At 48.8% G+C, this 19,164-nt stretch carries 15 protein-coding genes; 12 read left to right on the top strand and 3 right to left on the bottom strand.

Features of this window, described 5'->3' with window-relative positions; translation table 11 throughout:
* Position 1: 1 nt before the first annotated feature.
* From H144_RS0109760 to H144_RS0109720, 9 genes are all read left to right on the top strand, one after another.
* Complete coding sequence (locus tag H144_RS0109760) at positions 2 to 1,393, top strand: DegT/DnrJ/EryC1/StrS family aminotransferase (RefSeq protein WP_019941871.1); 1,392 nt, start codon at positions 2 to 4, stop codon at positions 1,391 to 1,393.
* Entirely contained in the window at positions 1,390 to 2,757 is a 1,368-nt protein-coding gene (locus tag H144_RS0109755; protein WP_019941870.1) for a neutral/alkaline non-lysosomal ceramidase N-terminal domain-containing protein, read from the top strand. Before H144_RS0109760 ends, H144_RS0109755 begins: the two co-directional genes overlap by 4 nt.
* A gap of 26 nt (positions 2,758 to 2,783) precedes the next feature.
* Positions 2,784 to 4,103 carry a hypothetical protein gene (locus H144_RS0109750; protein WP_019941869.1) on the top strand — a complete coding sequence of 440 codons (1,320 nt, stop codon included), beginning with the start codon at positions 2,784 to 2,786 and terminating at the stop codon, positions 4,101 to 4,103.
* A gap of 22 nt (positions 4,104 to 4,125) precedes the next feature.
* On the top strand, positions 4,126 to 5,499 hold the full coding sequence (locus H144_RS0109745; protein ID WP_019941868.1) for a Gfo/Idh/MocA family protein: 1,374 nt from the start codon (positions 4,126 to 4,128) through the stop codon (positions 5,497 to 5,499).
* A 160-nt stretch (positions 5,500 to 5,659) separates the two neighbouring features.
* Positions 5,660 to 6,982, top strand: coding sequence for a sugar MFS transporter (locus tag H144_RS0109740; RefSeq protein ID WP_019941867.1), 1,323 nt, complete (start codon positions 5,660 to 5,662; stop codon positions 6,980 to 6,982).
* Between the two features lie 96 nt (positions 6,983 to 7,078).
* Positions 7,079 to 8,269: an N-acetylglucosamine-6-phosphate deacetylase gene (gene nagA / locus H144_RS0109735; protein WP_019941866.1), complete on the top strand. Its 1,191-nt coding sequence runs from the start codon at positions 7,079 to 7,081 to the stop codon at positions 8,267 to 8,269.
* A gap of 10 nt (positions 8,270 to 8,279) precedes the next feature.
* Entirely contained in the window at positions 8,280 to 9,056 is a 777-nt protein-coding gene (locus H144_RS0109730; RefSeq protein WP_019941865.1) for a glucosamine-6-phosphate deaminase, read from the top strand.
* Between the two features lie 46 nt (positions 9,057 to 9,102).
* On the top strand, positions 9,103 to 10,488 hold the full coding sequence (locus tag H144_RS0109725; RefSeq protein WP_026350558.1) for a putative oxidoreductase C-terminal domain-containing protein: 1,386 nt from the start codon (positions 9,103 to 9,105) through the stop codon (positions 10,486 to 10,488).
* Positions 10,489 to 10,633: 145 nt separating this feature from the next.
* Positions 10,634 to 10,963, top strand: a complete 330-nt coding sequence (locus H144_RS0109720; protein ID WP_019941863.1) for a HigA family addiction module antitoxin — start codon at positions 10,634 to 10,636, stop codon at positions 10,961 to 10,963.
* On the opposite strand, the gene H144_RS31655 is transcribed toward H144_RS0109720, so the two are convergent.
* Both H144_RS31655 and H144_RS0109710 read right to left on the bottom strand, forming a co-directional pair.
* On the bottom strand, positions 10,960 to 12,810 hold the full coding sequence (locus H144_RS31655; protein ID WP_229207872.1) for a 2'-5' RNA ligase family protein: 1,851 nt from the start codon (positions 12,808 to 12,810) through the stop codon (positions 10,960 to 10,962). The two genes, H144_RS0109720 and H144_RS31655, sit on opposite strands and share 4 nt — an antisense overlap.
* A 389-nt stretch (positions 12,811 to 13,199) precedes the next feature.
* Positions 13,200 to 13,463: a hypothetical protein gene (locus H144_RS0109710; RefSeq protein ID WP_019941860.1), complete on the bottom strand. Its 264-nt coding sequence runs from the start codon at positions 13,461 to 13,463 to the stop codon at positions 13,200 to 13,202.
* A gap of 177 nt (positions 13,464 to 13,640) precedes the next feature.
* On the opposite strand from H144_RS0109710, the gene H144_RS0109705 reads away from it, so the two are divergent.
* From H144_RS0109705 to H144_RS0109695, 3 genes are all read left to right on the top strand, one after another.
* A complete protein-coding gene (locus H144_RS0109705; RefSeq protein ID WP_019941859.1) occupies positions 13,641 to 14,063 on the top strand; it encodes a helix-turn-helix domain-containing protein in 423 nt (140 codons plus the stop codon).
* A 325-nt stretch (positions 14,064 to 14,388) separates the two neighbouring features.
* Entirely contained in the window at positions 14,389 to 16,311 is a 1,923-nt protein-coding gene (locus H144_RS0109700; RefSeq protein ID WP_019941858.1) for an ATP-dependent nuclease, read from the top strand.
* 35 nt (positions 16,312 to 16,346) lie between these two features.
* A complete protein-coding gene (locus H144_RS0109695) occupies positions 16,347 to 17,417 on the top strand; it encodes a restriction endonuclease (RefSeq protein ID WP_019941857.1) in 1,071 nt (356 codons plus the stop codon).
* A gap of 27 nt (positions 17,418 to 17,444) precedes the next feature.
* Here the strand turns inward: H144_RS0109695 and H144_RS0109690 are convergent, their stop codons facing one another.
* Complete coding sequence (locus H144_RS0109690; RefSeq protein WP_019941856.1) at positions 17,445 to 19,157, bottom strand: FAD-dependent oxidoreductase; 1,713 nt, start codon at positions 19,155 to 19,157, stop codon at positions 17,445 to 17,447.
* Positions 19,158 to 19,164 lie beyond the last annotated feature (7 nt).

Below are 19,164 nucleotides of genomic sequence, written 5' to 3'. Positions count from 1 at the left end.
CATGAAAACATTCAGCTCCCGATTGTCGCGAAGAACGTTTCTCAAACAGAATTCACTGGCGGGGCTGGGTGTGGCCCTGGCTTCCTCATCGGTGGCGGCGCTGCCGGTAATGGGTTCGAAGTCGGCGCAGTTGCCGGCGATATTGGGCGGGCCATCGGCCTGGGCGGAAGATAAATGGCCGGTCTGGCCGCAATGGAACCCTGCTACGGACGAAAAGCAGCTACTGGAAGTGGTCCGGAGCGGGGTTTGGTCGCGGGCGAATGTGGTGACGCAGTTTGAGAAAGAATGGGCGGCGGCGCTGAATGTCAAAAGAAGTCTTGCGGTGGTCAACGGCACCAATGCACTGGTCATCGCCATCAACCAGCTCGGTATCGGCGCGGGTGATGAAGTACTGGTGCCCCCCTATACCTTCATCGCCTCCGTATCCTCGATTTTGTCCAATGGCGCAATGCCGGTTTTTGTGGATATCGATGCGGAAACCTTCCAGATCGATCCGGCTAAAATTGAGGCTAAAATTACGCCGCGTACGAAGGCTATCATGGCCGTGCACGTGCTGGGCCTCCCCGTGGATATGGACCGCATTATGGCCATTGCCCAAAAACACAAGTTGCTCGTGATCGAGGATGCCTGCCAGGCGCATTTGGCCGAATATGACAAAAAGAAGGTCGGCACGATTGGTAATGTCGGCTGTTTTAGTTTTCAAAACTCTAAAAATCTGCCCATTGGTGAGGGCGGGGCTATTGTGAGCAACGACGAGCATTTTATGGACTTGTGCTATTCCTATCACAATTTCGGGAATCCTTACGGAACGGCTGTCGGCTCGGTGAGTACGGGCAGCGTGATGCAGGGTACCAAATTGCGGTTCTCGGAATACCAGGCGGCCATTGGCATTGCCCAATTGAAACGGCTGGATGCACAAACGACCACCCGCAATGAGAATGCGGCCTATTTGAAATCGCTTATCAAGGACATTCCGGGCATTGTGCCTTACAAATTATACGACAAAGTCAATCGCGGCGCTTTTCATTTGTTTGCTTTCCGTTATCAAAAGGATGGTTTTAAAGGTCTTTCCCGAGAGCGTTTTATCAACGCGGTGAAAGCGGAGGGCGTGCCTTGCATGAGCGGCTATTCGACGTTGAATACCCAGCCATTTTTAGGAGAAACCTTCAAATCGGAGAATTACCGGAGAATGTACCCGAAGGAAATGCTCGACATTAACCAATACAACGAGCAGAACAAATGTCCGGTGAACGATAAAATCTGCAATGAGGAAGCCGTTTGGTTTACCCAAAACATGCTCCTCGGCACGAAGGACGATATGAAAGCCATCGCTTCGGCGATCGAGAAAGTGCATCACAACGTCGATAAGATCAAAACTTTGGGACAAAAATGAGGATAGCCTTTGCATTGTCTTTCCTGCTTATATCCTTCCTCCCCGCACGTGCGCAGGGCTGGAAAGCGGGCGTGGCCAAAGTAGCCATTACCCCGGCGGAACCGATGTGGATGGCCGGCTTCGCGGCACGCACGCATGCGTCCGAGGGCAAGCTGCATGATATATGGGCAAAGGCATTAGCCATTCAGGATGCGAATGGCAGGCAGGCGGTGCTGATTACGACGGATCTGTTGGGTTTTCCCAAAGCGATGTCGGACGATATTCGTGCCAAAATCAATACGCGATACAAACTTTCCAAAGCACAGATTATACTCAACAGTTCGCACACGCATTCCGGGCCCGTGCTCGGAGCTGCGTTGTCGGATATTTATCCTTTGCAGGAAGGGGATCAAAAGAAAATCGATCAATATTCATCCAAATTGATTGACCAGATCGTCAACCTGACCGGCGAAGCATTGAAGGCATTGCAACCCGCAACGATCGAGGCAAAAAATGGCGTAACGCGTTTCCAGGTGAACCGCCGGAATAACGATGCGGCGACCTTGGAGCGGTTAACCGAGATCACCGGCCCCGGTGACCCGGCCGTACCCGTACTGAAAGTGTCCGATGCGAAAGGTAAGATCATCGCGATTGCATTCGGATATGCCTGCCATCCTACCGTGTTGGACGGTTACCAATGGTCGGGCGACTATCCCGGCTGGGCGCAGATTGAGCTGGAAAAGTTGTATCCCGGTGCTACCGCATTGTTTTTCCAGGGCGCGGGGGCAGATCAGAATCCATTACCCAGGCATACGGTTCCGCTGGCGATTCAGTATGGAAAAACGCTTGCAGCAGCTGTGGAGCGTATTTTAAGCGAAGAAATGAAGCCCTTGGCCCCGCAGCTTTCCACCGCATACAAAGAAGTAACGCTTTCTCTGACCACCGCTCCGACGCGCCAGCAACTTAGCGCCATGGCCGACAAAGTGACCGGTTTCCAGCAGAAATGGGCCAAACGGATGATCGCGCAAATCGACGAGGGCAAGCCTTTTCAAACCTCCTACCCTTTTCCGTTGCAAGTATGGAAGCTCGATGACCAGGCGATTATGACGCTGGGCGGTGAACTGGTGGTGGATTATGCGATTAATTTGAAAAAGATATTCGGCCAGGACGCATTTGTAATGGGTTATTCCAATGATGTGATGACCTACATTCCGAGCACGACCATCCTGCGCGAGGGCGGGTACGAGGGCGAAGTGGCGGCGATTGTGTACGGCCTGCCTGCTACCTGGGCCTCAGATGTCGAAATTGAAATATTGAACGGCATGGTGCAACTGGCGAAGGAGGCCGGGGTCGTCAAACCGGAATCGAAGGTTATTAAAAATTAGTGTTTACCCAAAGTTTGCCTCCACCTGTGAACAGTATCGATTATTCCATCGCCTTCGAGCCATTAACCGATCCGAAACCCTTGATCGCGAAACATTATTATTCGGGCTTCTCGCGGGCGCATGACACCTACAATGCGCTCTCGGCTGCGAGCGACGGCAAGATTTATTACCTGCTCTCGTCCGATAACCACGAGATCGGCGGGCAAATGTTTGTGTACGACCCGGCCACTGACGACACTAAACACCTGGGCGACCTGACCGAAATCTGTGGCGAAACGCATTTAAAAGCCATTCCGCAAGGCAAAAGCCACGTCCGTTTTTACGAAAGAAATGGAAAGCTGTATTTCTCGACGCATGTTGGCTATTACCAGCTGATCGACGGCATGGACCGGCTGCCCGAGCAAGCCCCCGAAGGTTACACATTGTACCCGGGCGGACATTTTCTTTCCTATGACCTCCAAACCGGTGCATTCGAAGACCTTGCCTTGGTACCTAACGGCGAAGGCATGGTATCGATGACAATGGACCGCGACCGGGGTCATTTATATGGCATTAGCTGGCCGTACGGTCATTTCATCCATTTCGATACTGAGAAACGAGTATTGAAAAACCTCGGCCCGATCTCGCACAAAGGCGAAGCAGGCACGCCGGGCAGCGATTTCCGCTCGCTATGCAGGTCGCTGTTTGTGGATGCGGAGCTGGGCGATGTGTATTTCTCCACCGCCGACGGCGATATTTTGACTTACAACCCTGAAACCCAAATCCTGCATAAACTTGAAAACGTGGATTTGCGGCTGGACTATTTCGGCAAATACGACCCGACGCGCCCCGGCAGCATGTGCTACAATTGGCGAAAGATTTTCTGGCATCCCACGGAGCAGGTCGCTTACGGTGTACATGGCAACTCGGGTTACCTTTTCCGGTTCGATCCCCGGGCCGAGAAAATTGAAATTGTAGAACGCATTACTTCCGAGCCTTCCCGCAAAAGCGGCATGTTCGACCAGTTCAGTTATGGTTACCTCGGTTTTCAGCTTGGCCCGGATGGCGAAACGATCTATTACCTCACCGGCGGACCCATTTTTGAAAATGGCAAACGCATCAAAGGGGAAGATCAGATCGCCAAGGGTGCGGCGCGCGGACTGGAAAATTTGCATTTAATTACGTATCATTTACCTACCCATACCTATAAAGACCACGCTGCGATCTTTTACGAGGACGGTGAGCGACCTACTTATGTGAACTCCATTGCCGTGGGTGCTGATGGTACAGTTTATACTTTGGCCCGCTTCGAGCATAAGGGCAAGATAATCCAGGACCTAGTTAAAGTTCCTAACCCGTTCCAATAACCAGACATTAACCTTTTTCTCAATGGAAAATCTAAATAATCCCAACGGCGATAGCGGCAACGACCGTCGTGACTTTATCAAAAAATCATTGGCTGGCAGCGCATTACTCACTTTCGGAGGCGTACTGCCCGGGTTCAGTCCGAAAAGCTATGCCAAAATCATCGGCGCGAACGAGAAGGTTCGTGTAGGTATGATGGGCGTGAACAGCCGCGGCCTCGCACTGGCGACCAATTATGCATTGCAGCCGAATTGCGAAGTCATATCGATTTCTGACGTCGATACCCGCGCTGCGGAGAAATGCATCGGCATTGTAAATGACACGCAAAAATCCAAACCCGCCAACATCCCCGACTTCCGCAAGGCCCTTGAAAACAAGGATATGGATGCGTTGGTGGTAGCTGCGCCCGATCACTGGCATGCCCCGGCTGCCATTCTGGCTTCCAAAGCAGGCAAGCATGTGTATCTCGAAAAACCTTGCAGCCATAATCCGCACGAAGGCGAACTGCTGGTGGCGGTCGCGAAAAAATACAAGAATGTGATCCAGATGGGCAACCAGCGCCGCTCGTGGCCAAATGTGGCTGCGGGTATCAAGGAAGTACATGATGGTGCAATCGGCCGGCCGTATTTTGCCAAAGGCTGGTATACCAATAATCGCGCGTCCATCGGCATCGGTAAGGAAACCTCCGTGCCTTCCTGGCTCGACTACGAACTGTGGCAAGGCCCGGCCCCACGCCGCGCATTTAAGGACAATATTGTCCATTACAACTGGCACTGGTTCTGGAACTGGGGCACAGGCGAGGCGCTCAACAACGGCACCCACATGCTCGACCTCATGCGTTGGGGCTTACAGGTTGACTTCCCGACTCGCGTAACTTCCTCAGGAGGCCGTTTCCGCTACAAAGATGATTGGGAAACACCGGATACGCAGGTCATAAACCTCGAATTTGCGAACAATACCGCCATGACCTGGGAAGGCCGCAGCTGCAATGGCCGGACGATCGAAGGTAGCAGCGTGGGAGTTGTTTTTTATGGTGAAAAAGGCTCGCTGCAAATCGGTGAAGGCAATAACTATAAGATTTACGATCTCGATAACAAGCTGGTAAAAGAGGTAAAGAACGACCTGGTCATCGATCCGCGCAACAAGATGAACCCTTCGCAGAGCCTCGATGCATTTCATATCCAGAACTTCTTTGATGGCATCAAGAAAGGCGCGCCGCTGGCGGCTGAGATCGTGGGCGGGCACCAGAGTACGTTGTTGGCGCAGTTGGGGAATATTGCCATCCGGTCTGGTGAGACCCTGAATATCGATCCTACGAACGGGCATATTAAAGGGAGTAAAGCGGCGGAGAAGTTTTGGAAACGGGAGTATCAGAAGGGGTGGGAACCGACGGTTTAATCGAATCGGCCAGTTTCAACTTCTGGGCCTTCCGTCGGATAAAGCCGACGGTAATAGATAGGGTTAATTAAAAATCCAGTCCCGTCTGATTTATCTGACGGAAGGAAATCTCCACGAAGTCGGGATTTCTCAATTATTTCATTTGAAAAACAATTTTTTAATGAAAAGCGAAGCCATTGCCATCAAAGTAGAAAACCTGACGAAGCGGGAAACGACGATCTCGATTTTCCTGATCGGCCTGATGTTCTTTATTTTCGGTTTTGTGTCGTGGGTCAATTCGATATTGATCCCCTATTTCAAAATCGCCTGTGAACTGACGAGCTTTCAGGCTTACCTCGTCGCATTTGCCTTTTACATTGCCTACTTCGTGATGTCGGTGCCTTCTTCGTATTTGCTAAAAGCAGTTGGTTTCAAAAAGGGCATGATGATCGGCTTCTGGGCGATGGCTCTCGGCGCATTCATATTCGTACCCGCCGCAATGTCGAGGACTTACGAGATATTTCTGATGGGGCTATTCACGATCGGAATTGGTCTCGCCATTCTCCAAACCGCAGCCAACCCTTACATTACCATCCTCGGCGCGAAGGAACGCGCGGCGCAGCGGATCAGTATGATGGGCATTTGTAACAAGGCCGCCGGTATACTTTCACCAATCGTCTTCGCAGCGGTGATATTGAAGCCTACCGACACCGACCTTTTTGCCCAGCTCGGTACCATGAGTGACGTCGAACGCAGTGCAGCGTTGGACGAGCTTATTCGGAGGGTGATCAATCCTTACATTGCCCTCGGAACGTTCCTGTTTGTATTGGGTTACCTGGTTTTCAAATCCCCATTGCCCGAAATCGACACCGAACACGAAAGCCAGGAAATCGCCTCTGCCAATGCGGGCAAGAAGAGCATTTTCGACTTTCCGCACCTTATTTTAGGCGCGCTAGCGATTTTCCTGCACGTAGGCACACAGGTGATCGCGATCGATACCATTATCGGTTATGCCAATTCCATGGGCATTGATCTGCTGGAAGCAAAAGTCTTTCCGTCCTACACGCTGTTCTGCACCATTTGCGGGTATTTGATCGGCATTACGGTTATTCCAAAATTCATCAGTCAGGTAAATGCGTTGCGGATATGCACGCTGCTGGGCACCATTTTTACATTACTCATCATTTTCACGCATGGAGAAGTGAATTTCCTCGGCCACACTACGGACATTTCCATCTGGTTTGTCGTGCTGCTCGGACTCGCCAACTCGCTCGTATGGGCAGGCATATGGCCGCTCGCGCTCGACGATCTGGGGCGTTTTACCAAGCTCGGCGCGTCGGTCATGATCATGGGCCTTTGCGGGAATGCGATTATGCCGCTTTTCTACGGGCATTTCGCGGATGTGGTGAATGTGCGGGAGGCTTACTGGGTGTTGCTGCCTTGCTATTTGTATCTGGTTTTTTATGCCGTAAAAGGGCACAAACTGCGCAAATGGGGATTTTAAAATTGTATCATATCTACAAATCTTGCGGTGCTCTGCACCTTCATCGGTAAGGTGCAGAGCACCGCAAGATTTGTAGACCGCAATATTTGTAACACAATGCGATTAAAAATCATAAACGGAACCATTATCACCCCGTACCGGTACATCCGGAATGGGACGGTTTGGGTTGAAAACGGCATCATTATCGGGATTGAAACGCGGGATGTGGATTTTCCAGGCGCGGATGTGATCGACGCCGAAGGACATTATGTGGCTCCCGGCTTTATCGACCTGCATATCCACGGCGGCGGGGGGCATGATTTCATGGATGGCAGCGTGGAGGCGTTTTTGAAGATTGCTGAAACCCATGCCCAATATGGTACCACCGCAATGGTACCGACTACATTGACGGCCGAAAAAGAGGATTTGCTTGAAACCCTTGATTTTTATGAAAAGGCCAATGCAGCCAATGCCAATGGCGCGCAATTCCTCGGAATGCATTTGGAAGGCCCCTATTTCGCATTGGGCCAGCGGGGAGCGCAGGACCCGCGGTACATCCGCAATCCTGATCCAAAAGAGTATGAGGAGGTTTTGGCATACTCCAATTCCATTACACGTTGGAGCGCCGCGCCGGAGCTGCCGGGGGCTATTGATTTTGGAAAAAGATTAAAACAAAAAGGCATTCTGGCGGCGGTGGCGCATACGGACGCCATTTATGAAGATGTACTGGAAGCGTTCGAAAACGGCTACACGCTCGCGACGCACCTGTACTCGGCCATGTCGGGCGTGACGCGCCGGAACGCGTTCCGATACGCCGGCACGATCGAGAGCGCCTTTTTGCTCGATATGGATGTGGAGATCATCGCCGATGGCGTGCATTTGCCCGCGCCGCTTTTGAAACTCATTTATAAAATCAAAGGTCCCGACCGCATTGCATTGATTACCGACGCCATGCGCGCTGCGGGAATGCCGGAGGGCGAAAGCACATTGGGCTCGCTGAAAAACGGCTTGAAAGTGATCGTCGAGGATGGCGTCGCCAAGCTGCCCGACCGTACTTCGTTTGCCGGAAGCGTTTCCACTGCCGACAGGCTCGTGCGCGCGATGGTGAATATGGCCGACGTGTCCCTGCTCGACGCCGTGCGCATGGCGACCGCAACACCTGCACGCATTATGGGCGTACACGACCGCAAGGGCACATTAGTGGCGGGCAAGGACGCAGATATCGTCATTTTCGATGCCGATATCCGCATTCAAAGGACCATTATCAAGGGAAAAACCATTTACCTAAACGCGATACCCCAAATTTAACTAACACAAAATGAAAGTCGACCAACTGGAAATCAACATATCCGAAACCCGACAGCAAATGGGCGAAGCCGCGGCCAAAGCCGTTGCCGGGAAGATCCGGGAGATTCAGGATACCAAAGAATTTGTGAATATCATCTTTGCTTCGGCGCCTTCGCAGAACGAGTTTCTGGCGACGTTGAAGGACGAGCCGGGCATTCAATGGGAGAAAATCAATGCATTTCATATGGACGAATACATCGGCATCGCCGCCGATGCGCCACAGAATTTCGGGTATTTCCTGAAAGTGCGGTTGTTCGACCATGTGCCCGTGCGTTCAGTTTCCTACCTCGACGGTAACGCTACCGACCCGCAGCAGGAATGCGACCGGTACGCGAAACTCCTCCGCGAGAACCCGATCGACATCGTGTGCCTCGGTATCGGCGAGAATGGGCATTTGGCATTCAACGACCCGCATGTGGCGTTTTTCGATGATCCACTGGAAGTGAAAGTAGTGGAACTCGACGACGCCTGCCGCCAGCAGCAGGTCAACGACGAATGCTTCGACACCTTCGGCGAAGTACCGCAAACCGCATTGACCCTCACCATTCCGACATTGATGAAGGCCAAATATGCCTTCTGCATCGTACCGGGTGAGAAAAAGGCGCAGGCGATTTACCACACCGTGGCCGAGGACATCCAGGAAGCCTACCCGTCGACCATCCTTCGCAGGCACCCGCACGCGATATTGTTCATCGACCAGGCCAGTTCAGGGAAGCTCAAAGAAATTTCGTCATACTCGCAGGCATAGTTCCGCACCGGAGCTATCTTGCAATGTATTACCTCAACCCATTCAAATGAGAAAAGAACTCTTGACAATCGCTTTATTGAGCGCAATGGTATTCAATCAGGGATGTAATTCGAAGAAAGAGGAGGCCAAGAATGAGGAGAAGAAACCGCTGAGCCTGATCGTGGTAGAGCCCGGCCACTTCCATGCGGCGTTGGTTCAGAAATCGATGTACGACGATGTGGATTCGGTCGTGCACGTGTACGCGTCCGAAGGCCCGGACGTGAAGGCTTACCTCGACAAGGTGGAGAAATACAACACCCGCCCCGAAGACCCGACGCATTGGAAAGAAGAAGTGTACACGGGAGCCGATTTCTTCGAGAAAATGATTTCGGAGAAAAAAGGTAATGTGGTGGTATTGGCCGGTAACAACCAGAAAAAGACCGATTTCATCAAAAAATCTGTCGATGCAGGCCTGAACGTCCTTGCCGACAAACCGATGGCGATCGACGCGGCGGGCTTCGACAAGCTGAAAGAAGCATTCGCCAGCGCCGACAAGAATAAGGTGCTCCTGTACGATATCATGACCGAGCGTTATGAAATCACCAACACCCTGCAACGCGAACTCGCATTGCTGCCCGAGATCTTCGGCGAACTGCAAAAAGGCACGCCCGAGAACCCCGCGGTATCGAAAGAAAGCGTTCACCACTTTTTCAAATACATTTCCGGCGAGCCGCTGGTACGTCCAACCTGGTTTTTCGACGTGAACCAGCAAGGCGAAGGCATGGTAGACGTAACGACCCACCTCGTGGACCTCGTGCAATGGAGCTGCTTCCCAAATGTATCCCTCGATTATCAAAAGGACATTCAACTCCTCTCGACCAAGCGCACGGCTACCCAGCTCACGCCGTCGCAATTCAAACTCGTCACCAAAAGCGAAACCTATCCTGATTTCCTCAAAAAGGATATTAAGGACACTTTGCTGAATGTCTATTCCAACGGCGAGCTGAACTATACCCTGAAAGGCGTTCACGCGAAGGTATCCGTGATCTGGAACTTCCAGGCCCCCGAAGGCACTGGCGACACGCATTACTCGATCATGAAAGGCTCCAAAGCCAACCTGATCGTCCGCCAGGGCAAGGAGCAGAAGTACAAACCTGTGCTTTATATTGAAACTACGGACAAATCGAAAGCATACGAAGATGCGGTGGCGGCTGCATTTAAATCTGTGCAGGATAAGTATCCCGGCGTGGATTTGAAAAAGACTGCTGCGGGTTGGGAAGTGGTGATCGATGCCAAGTACGACACCGGCCACGAATCGCACTTCGCGCAGGTGGCTAACAAGTATATGGAGTATCTAAAAGCCGGGAAATTGCCTGAGTGGGAGGTGCCTAATATGATTGCTAAATATTGGCTGACTACGTCGGCGTTGAAGCAGGCGAAGGGTGGGAAATAATCCCACATCAAATAGATATCAGTGAAAAAGACGAACGGCACATACCGCTCGTCTTTTTCATTTTGAACGCAGGCTCTTGCAAAATGTAACACACCCTGTTACATTTCGACGTCGACTATCTGGACTACCATTAACAAAGCAAATTATGAAAAGAGGCATGAGACCAGCCCACCCTGGGGCATTGATAAAGGAAACTATCGAAGGACTAAAAGAGGAGACCGGTCACGACTACACCCAGGCTGAAATTGCAAAGGGCTTGGGCATTACTCGTAAAACACTATCTAACATCCTGAATGAGCATCAGGGAATCAGCTCTGAAATGTGCGTTCGTTTATCCGAAGCTTTTGGGACTAGCGCTGAATTCTGGCTGGACATTCAACGGAATTACGATCTGTGGCATGCCGAGAGAGCAGTAGAGCGTAAAACAATTCAACATTTCCGCCCTTTGCAAAACAACGCATTACAGCCAGCTTAAAACATACCCCCGCCCCCCAGCATGGGCAGTGTATCAATGACGTCGAACTGTTTTCGATCGTCATTGAACTTTCGCACAGCGAGTGAATCGCACCAGAACTTTGCATCGAACCGTTCGAACAGTGAATAGGCTGTTTCGATCCAATCCGCTCGCAGCCGCCGGCCGATGGTCATATGCGGGGTTTCGAACATGTCGGTCCAGCCTTCGGTGTGGTCTTTCAGGAGTTTTGAATTCAATGCCTGTTTAAGCTGGTTGCAGCGGTCGACGATTGCCTTTGTTGATTCAGGCGTTAGTTCTACATAGAACGCGCCGCTTGTAGCGAAATGATTAAATCCATTGAATTCCAGTTCGAAAGGACGCAGCGTGCCTGCCTTGTCCAACAGTTCTTTGAGTAGCAGCGGATAGTCATGCTCGTAAGCGTAAAACTCAAATATGGTAATGTGCGCTTCCGAATTCACACTGTTGAAAAACCCTCCGACAGCCTGTTTCAATGCCAGTTTCATCTTCCTGACCGCTTCGACAATCTCGGCGGTCGGCCGTATCGCGATCATGTAGCGGGCTGGTTCCTGCATTTGAAATATTTCCTTGTATTTACTTTCAATCAGTTGAATCTCTTCATGTTCCAAATCAGCAAACTCCTTATCCAATGCTCTGCGTGACAGCCTTCCCGCATTTTGGGATAAAAAAACCACTAGTAACGACACCATCTTATCCGGCATCGGAATGTGGTCGTCCAGCCAGTTTTTGAATGCGTCGTATCGTTCGAGGTATTTGATTTCGTCCGGAATCGTGCGGTAGATCGTATGCGCAACGCACTCGAAGAGAAACTCGGCCTGCCGCGTGGCATCGAAATAGCGGTAGTAATCCGCCGTTTCATTTCTGACTTCCACGTTGTGATCGGCAGTCGGCTCCCAGTCGATGAACGGGAGAACGGAATGAGAGTAATGCTCCAAAACTGACCGGTAGTCGCCTATTTTTTCCAGAATCGCCGCCGAAACCGGAAATATCATCTGCTCCGGGCTGAACTTGGTTTGAGCAAGCAAATGATGAATGATGTAACGGTGAAGCCGACCATTGCCATCCACAAACGGGTGAATGAAAACGAAGCCAAATGCGATCGACGCGGCAATCAAAACAGGATGATAGCCCTTTTGCTCCATCAGCTCAGCAGCTTCAAGAAGCCCCTCCATTAATTCGCCCAGATCTTCCCACCGCGCCGAAATATGATCGGGCATCGGGGTTCCGGTTGACCTGTCGTGCTCGCCAATGAACCCTCCCTCTGTCCGAAAGCCTAGTTGTATCCGACGGGAATCGCCGATCACTATCTGCTGCAAACGCAGTAGTTCCTCCGAAGTAAGTGGCTTGTCACCGGCCTGCCCGATCGCCTTGCCCCACAGCATAGCCCTGCTTGGCGACGGATTCTCACCCTCGATCGAAAACGATGCCTTCGAGTCCTTCAACAGCAGAAATGCCGATGTCCTGGCCAGAATATCCTTGTGGACGTTTTTTAAAGTCGCGTAAGAATGCTTTTCAAGCGATTCTCCAATAAAGTTTTTGAGTTTTTCCGACTTAAATATCAGCGGGCAAAACTGCCTCGTTCCCGGCAAATTATTGCGGATACGCTGCCGGGGCACGTTGACAGACTTTTCCAGTGCAAACTGTAAATCCCCGTCCAGCAGCGGCACGTAATTCCCTTCCTTCAAATCCGGGATATCGAGCGGCTCGTCCATCAGCCATTCGTACAAGAACCATATTCGTCGGCTGTACTGGCCCGTACGTTCAATGCTCACCAACGCTTCGACTTCACTCTTCCCAATGCGCTCGAATAACTTTTTGAAAAATAGCAAGTTGACCCCTTCATATTTCAAAGCGAAGACCAAATGACCGTAAAGGCTATCTGACGGGGTATATCTTGCTGTTAATACATTCCAGTGCTCGTCCGATAGCTGTTTGTAGCGGGCGCCAATCAACGATAACTTGTCCGGCAAGGGCAATTTGAGTGCAAGCCGTTCTATAATGGCACCATAGCCTACGAGTAATGCTCTTTCCGGAGCCTGCCTTCCATGAAAAACAGTTACAGACTGTGAAAAATGATTATTTTCAGCCCATTCTTCTGAAATACGATTATTTTCCGACATAACTTTCTGGCTTTCGATTCCATGGAGATTTGTGAAAAATAATTAATTTTCATGAAAAATGATTATAAAACGGCCTCATTTGTGAAAAACGATTATTTTCAGACGGATAAAAGCTCGTCCCCTCTCCCAATCCGCTCCACATTCTCGAAAAACGCAATCAGCTCCTTAAACGAAAAGTAAGTATCGCAAAGCTCCGGCGCGGGGCCTTGTTCTTTCAGGGAGATGATGTAGCCGGTGAAGATCGTCCAAAGTTCGTCGCGCCAGCATTCGGCGCTGCTGCTGCTCAGGAGCTTGCCTACCTCGCGGCCATAGGCCAGCAACATTGCATCCGTGCATTCGATAGGGTGTGTTTCTGTGTTCATTTTGTGGGTGTAAGAAGTGCGGGACAAACCGTGCATTTACGTTTTCCGTAAAGCACGCATTCCTGCAACCCGTACCCAACCCGCGGGCCCCGTAACTTACGCCGAAATACCTGTAAATTACCGGATCACTTCCCGATGGATTTATATAAATTGCCTTTTCAACGAAATAGCCCCCGTATGACACATACTACCTCCAACCCGAAGATCCACGAAGGCCGCAACGTGAAACGGTTCCGCGAAATGCTCGGAATCAAACAGGACATGCTCGCCTTCGAGCTCGGCAGCGATTGGAACCAGCAAAGAATCTCCACGCTCGAACAGCGCGAAAAGATCGATTCCGACATTTTGGAACAAGTAGCAGCGATATTGAAAATACCGGTTGAGGCGATTCGGAATTTTGATGAGGAAAAGGCGGTGAATGTGATTTCTAATACATTCAATGACAATGCTATGCTCAATGCGGTGAACAATAATCCGACTTTCCATCCTATCGATAAATTAATGCAGCTTCATGAGGAGAAGATTGCTTTGTACGAGCGGATGTTGAAGGAGAAGGATGAGATGATGGGGCGGTTGGAGCGGTTGATTCAGGGTAAGTAGAATGCATTGCACATTGCTGACAAAGTATAGCGCCAAAAAACAGTCATTTAAATTCATAAGTATCGCAGCATCTTGTTCCAAGCCTGTCTAAACATATCAACAACAAAGTTATGTTAACTCAGTCGCTAAAATTTCAGCACGAGCACTCAAAAGTCGCGCAACAGCCTGATTATCAATTCAATAAAAAGAGAAAATTACTTCCCCAAGGTTGCCTATTGGATCTGCGTATATAGACCAGTCATAATCAGAAAGAAAGTCCCACAAACAGTAAATCGGCTTCTGCCAAAGCTTATAATATATATATTAAATACAACCCTCCATATCCATGATTGTTGGCTTACTAGTCAGAAACTACAAAACTTATTCTGGAATAAATTACGTTCCGCTTACCTACGGCCAAAATTTTTGTGGGCTCGTTGGTAATAACGGAATTGGAAAGAGTTCAGTACTGGAAGCTCTGGACAGCTTCTTTAACGCCAAAAATTGGAATCTGAACGTTATTACTAAAAGAAGTGGATTAACAACCACACGTCCTTATATTGTACCCATTTTTCTAATAGACAAACAAGATATCGGTGAAGAAAACAAACCGATCGCACAAACTTTAAGTGACTATATTTGGGACCTCCAAGAAAGTGACATTATAGGTCAGAATAGAGAGCAATTCAAGATTTTCCAAGATCAGTTAAAGATTATTCAAAGAAATCACACAAAAGAGAACAGTTTCATACTACCTCTTGGTATCACATATGACCAACTACCTAGTCTTAGTATATTCAACACTCGAAAACTAGGAGAAATTCTATCATCTGATTTCGACAAATCTTCGCAGGTTATACCCGATGAGAGTTTAGAAACGTTTAGGAGTCTTCTATCAGAATTAAAGAACCTCTTTGAATACATTTATATTCCAAAAGATATTGATCCTGAAAACTTTCTACAACTTGAAACAAAGGAAATACAATCACTAATGGGTGAAACTTTAAACCAAATTGTTGAAAAGTATGTACCTAACACAAAAATACAAGAAATTAATAGCAGCCTGGGTGTTTTCATTGACTCTCTCTCCGGCATGCTTGAAGATTACTCTTTTCGAACAATTGGAGAGAGACAAGTTAATCTCAGGAAACACGATGTTTATAAGCTTATAGTAGAGGCATATTTCAAGATTAGAAAGCTTCATAAAAAAGAAGGCTCTCACTGGCTCGAAATGTCTGTTCTTAGCTCTGGCGAGAAACAGAAAGCAATTATCGAATTGGCTTATCACTTCTTAAAAAGGTATCGTAGCGAAACTCAAAAAATAATTCTTGGTATAGACGAACCCGAATCTTCGCTGCATATGTCAGCGTGCTACGATCAATTCAACAAGCTATTTGAGGTAAGTATATTATGTAAACAACTGCTATTTACTACTCATTGGTATGGATTTATACCAACCGTTGAAGATGGATGTGTTAGCGTAATATCTAGAAATGACAAGGGCCATTTTTTCGATTTGGTAAATGTTACGAGTTATAGGGAAGAAGTTAAGCAAGCAATATCCGCGTCAAAAGGAAAACTCCCCTTCGATATAAGATTGAAAAGCATTAATGACTTTACGCAGTCAGTCGTAACAAGTATTTTAGATAATGAGCCTTACAATTGGCTTATCTGCGAAGGCTCGTCGGAGAAAATATATTTTGAAGCCTATCTATCCGACATCAAGCAAGAGAAGAAGCTTCGTGTAATTCCTGTGGGTGGCGCTAGTGAAATCAAGCGAATTTATAACAATCTGCAAGTTGCCTACGAAGATTTCAAAAAGGATATTAGGGGAAAAGTCGTTCTGTTATCTGATACAGATTCTGAGCTTGTTCAGTATCCTGTTCGAAATGATCTCAAAAATTTGAGTTGTTTGCGAATTGTAAATAAAGCAAGTGAGAAAAACACAATATTGGTAAATATCGATTCCAATCCTGTCTCCCCAAAAACAGAAATCGAAGATTCTCTAAATGGCAAACTATTCTTTGAAACATTATGCGAATTCCGATCGAACTTTTCCGAACTAGAAAATCTACTAGAAGGAATAGATTCTGTTGATGAGACACCTACATATTTCGCTCTTGACCTATCCATAAGTAAGCAAAAATCACTTGATCAGTTCTTCAATTCTGGTAATATAAAGTTTGAATTCGCAAAAAAGTATGTCGAAAAATTAACAGCTACCTACAAGACGCCAGAATGGATTGAACAGATAAAGAGTATGTACTAAACAAAGATAATCGACTACCATTTTAACATCCGCTCATGAAGACTTTTTTCGAACATATCATTGATTGGAAAGAGTTCGAAAAATTTGTTGCAGAAATCTATCAAGATAGCGAAAATTTTGCCGTAGAGCATAATGTTATCGAAATCGGGAAATCTGGTACCAAACGCCAAATTGATGTCAGAGTAACTCAAAAAAGCAAGCTACACACACTTAAAATACTAATTGAATGCAAAAAGTGGCGTAAAAGGGTTGATCGGCAGGTTGTCGATGTACTGTCAGCGTCGATTGAAGATTTAAATGGCGATAAGGGAGTTATTTTCACTACTGTTGGATATGAGGCTGGTGCTGTTCAATATGCTCGAAGCAAGAATATCGATATTTTTTTAATACGAGACTTATTGGACGAAGAATGGGGAAAAACTGGTAGACAGGTTCACTTCTATTTACACTTTTTAAACTGCAATTTCTCATCGATTAATTTTAGAAATTCAAGATACACATCTTGTACTAATAGGCCACCAGCGAGTACACCAAAATTTGAAGTCGCTTTCGGAACCACGACGGAAGCACCCACGTCTCTAATACTTTATAATGAACTCGGCGAAATTGGCCCAAATTTAGTTGATATTTTTTTGAGTTTTAGAAAAATACTTTTAGAAAATCTATCCTTATCAATTGATAAATCGTATTTCAGTCAAGATAATCAAGAGAAGAGGTTTGAGAATACAGTTACCTTCGACTTTACACACTACCCTTTCAATCGTCTAAAACACGAAAATGGATATATCCTATTTGATGAGATAAGTCTAAAAAACTTACAGTCAATCTCTCAGAGAAAGATCGAATATGACAAAGCAGATGCTTGGGACTTCGCTATTGTAGTTGAGAATTTTATTACAAATCAAAAGAATTTTATATCCAAATCGATAAAACAATCAAAACTTAATTTATCAGATCCAATATCTCCGCCGATAGACGTAGATAACGATAGATTACTTGTCAATGGTAGTATCATGACAATAATTTTGGCTCCCCTTTGCGAAATTCCCGTAGATTCAACAATACAGGTTGAACAAGTCCGTGATATTAAGTTCAGGTTAAGATAGTCTATTGTGATTCAAAAAAGTTTAGAATCACCCCTTCCACTCCAACTCAACCCCCTCCCCACGCACAAACCCCTGAAACCCCGCCAACAGCCCCTTATCCTCCCTAACACCCCGCGGAAGCACCTTCTTCTCAGAAGCATACTTCACCAACAACCCCACAGCCTCCCCAATGCTCCACTCCACCGGATGCAGCCTATAACACCCATTCGTAATATGCGTAGTCCCAATATTCTTATTAGCAGGCAATATATTCTCCATCCTTACGGGCAACAAAGCCCCCAACGGAATCTGAAACGGCAATGACCCGAAATCAATGTAATTATCCCCGCCCGTGCTCGGATGCAAGTCAATGTGGTAATAACCAATCCCGACGCTATCTTCAAAAGTAGCAGCCTTCACGCCAGCAGATTGCCCGGTAACAGCAGCCCGCTGCTCGGCACCTACGTGCTCTTCCTTAATGGTAAATAGCGCCTTAATGCGCCGCGATTCACGGACGTAGGGGTATTTGGCGAGGCCGTCTTCGGTGCCCATGACGTCTTTGCGGAGGCGGATGCCGGGCCAGCCTTTGCCGCCGTCGGGGCGCGGGGCTTCGGTTTGGAGCCAGTAAAGGAGCGAGAGGCTGAGTTGCTTGCCGCGCTCGAAATGGGTGTCGAAATCCTTTTCGCTGGCGCCGATGAGGTTGCCGAGGGTGTAATCGTTTTGCGGCCAGTTTACGATGGTAATGTCGCCGGCGTAAGTGCCGGGCGCGAAGTTGGCCTTGTTGATAATGCGGCGGTAGAGCCAGAGGTTCAGTTTGTCGCCGGTGGCTAAGCCTTCCGGATGGAAGCCGAGCTGTTTCGGTTCGAGGGTTTTGGGGTTGGAGTAGGAAAGGTCCAGCAGCCTGCCCGACCATGGTTTGGCCATTTTAGGCACGTAGTTCTTCCAGAAATCGTATTCGCGCGGCTTTTCGATCACGTGGTTTTCGCCCGGGCGGTAGTCGATCGCGTAGCAGACGGTGAATGCCTGCACGTTTTCGGGGTCGGCCTTTTCGGGGGCGTGGGATTCGCCGGTTTGGGCTTTGGATTCGGCGCCGGTGACGTATTCGGTGCCGGTCATGGGCAGCAGGTCGCCGAGCTCGGTAGCGTCCGCAAAATAGGGCGCGGTGAGGGTTACCTGGGCTTTGTTGCGGCGGTTCTGCGCGGTGAGGGCTTGTACTTTGTTGCCTTTTACATCGGCGGCCACGATTTTGTGTTCCAAAAGCAATGTGAGCTTGCCGGTGCTGAGGTATGGATTGAGCAGGTCGGTAAGCACGGCCACTGCTACGCGTGGTTCGTGGCAGAGCTTGGATACGGAGCCGTCGCCGGGATTGAGGTTTTTGCGGCTTTTGGCGTCGGCGGTGAGCGGGTAGTTTTTCTGGTAATATTCGCGAACGGCCGTCCGGAAGTGCCGGTAAGCTTTCGTGGCGCCGTGCGTTTCGATCCACTGGTGCTCGTCGGGCGGCACGCCTTGCTGGGAAATCTGCCCGCCGATCCAGTCGGTTTCTTCGGTGAGGATTACCGACAGGCCATTGCGCAATGCCGCCAATGCGGCCGCGCAACCGCCGAGACCGCCGCCAGCGATGACGAGGTCGGCGGTTAATGTAGCGGGTTTAGCGATGTTTTGCTTTCCGGAAACAGCATTTCCGGCTTCCGGTTTTTCGAAAGGTGCCGAAAGCAGGCTTCCGCCAAGGGTAACGCTTCCGATAAAATTACGGCGTTTCATAAGGTTT

Origin of the sequence: Dyadobacter beijingensis DSM 21582, from assembly GCF_000382205.1 — a bacterium.
In the GTDB taxonomy this organism is placed as follows: domain Bacteria; phylum Bacteroidota; class Bacteroidia; order Cytophagales; family Spirosomataceae; genus Dyadobacter; species Dyadobacter beijingensis.
This window is presented reverse-complemented; position numbering and strand designations above follow the sequence as displayed.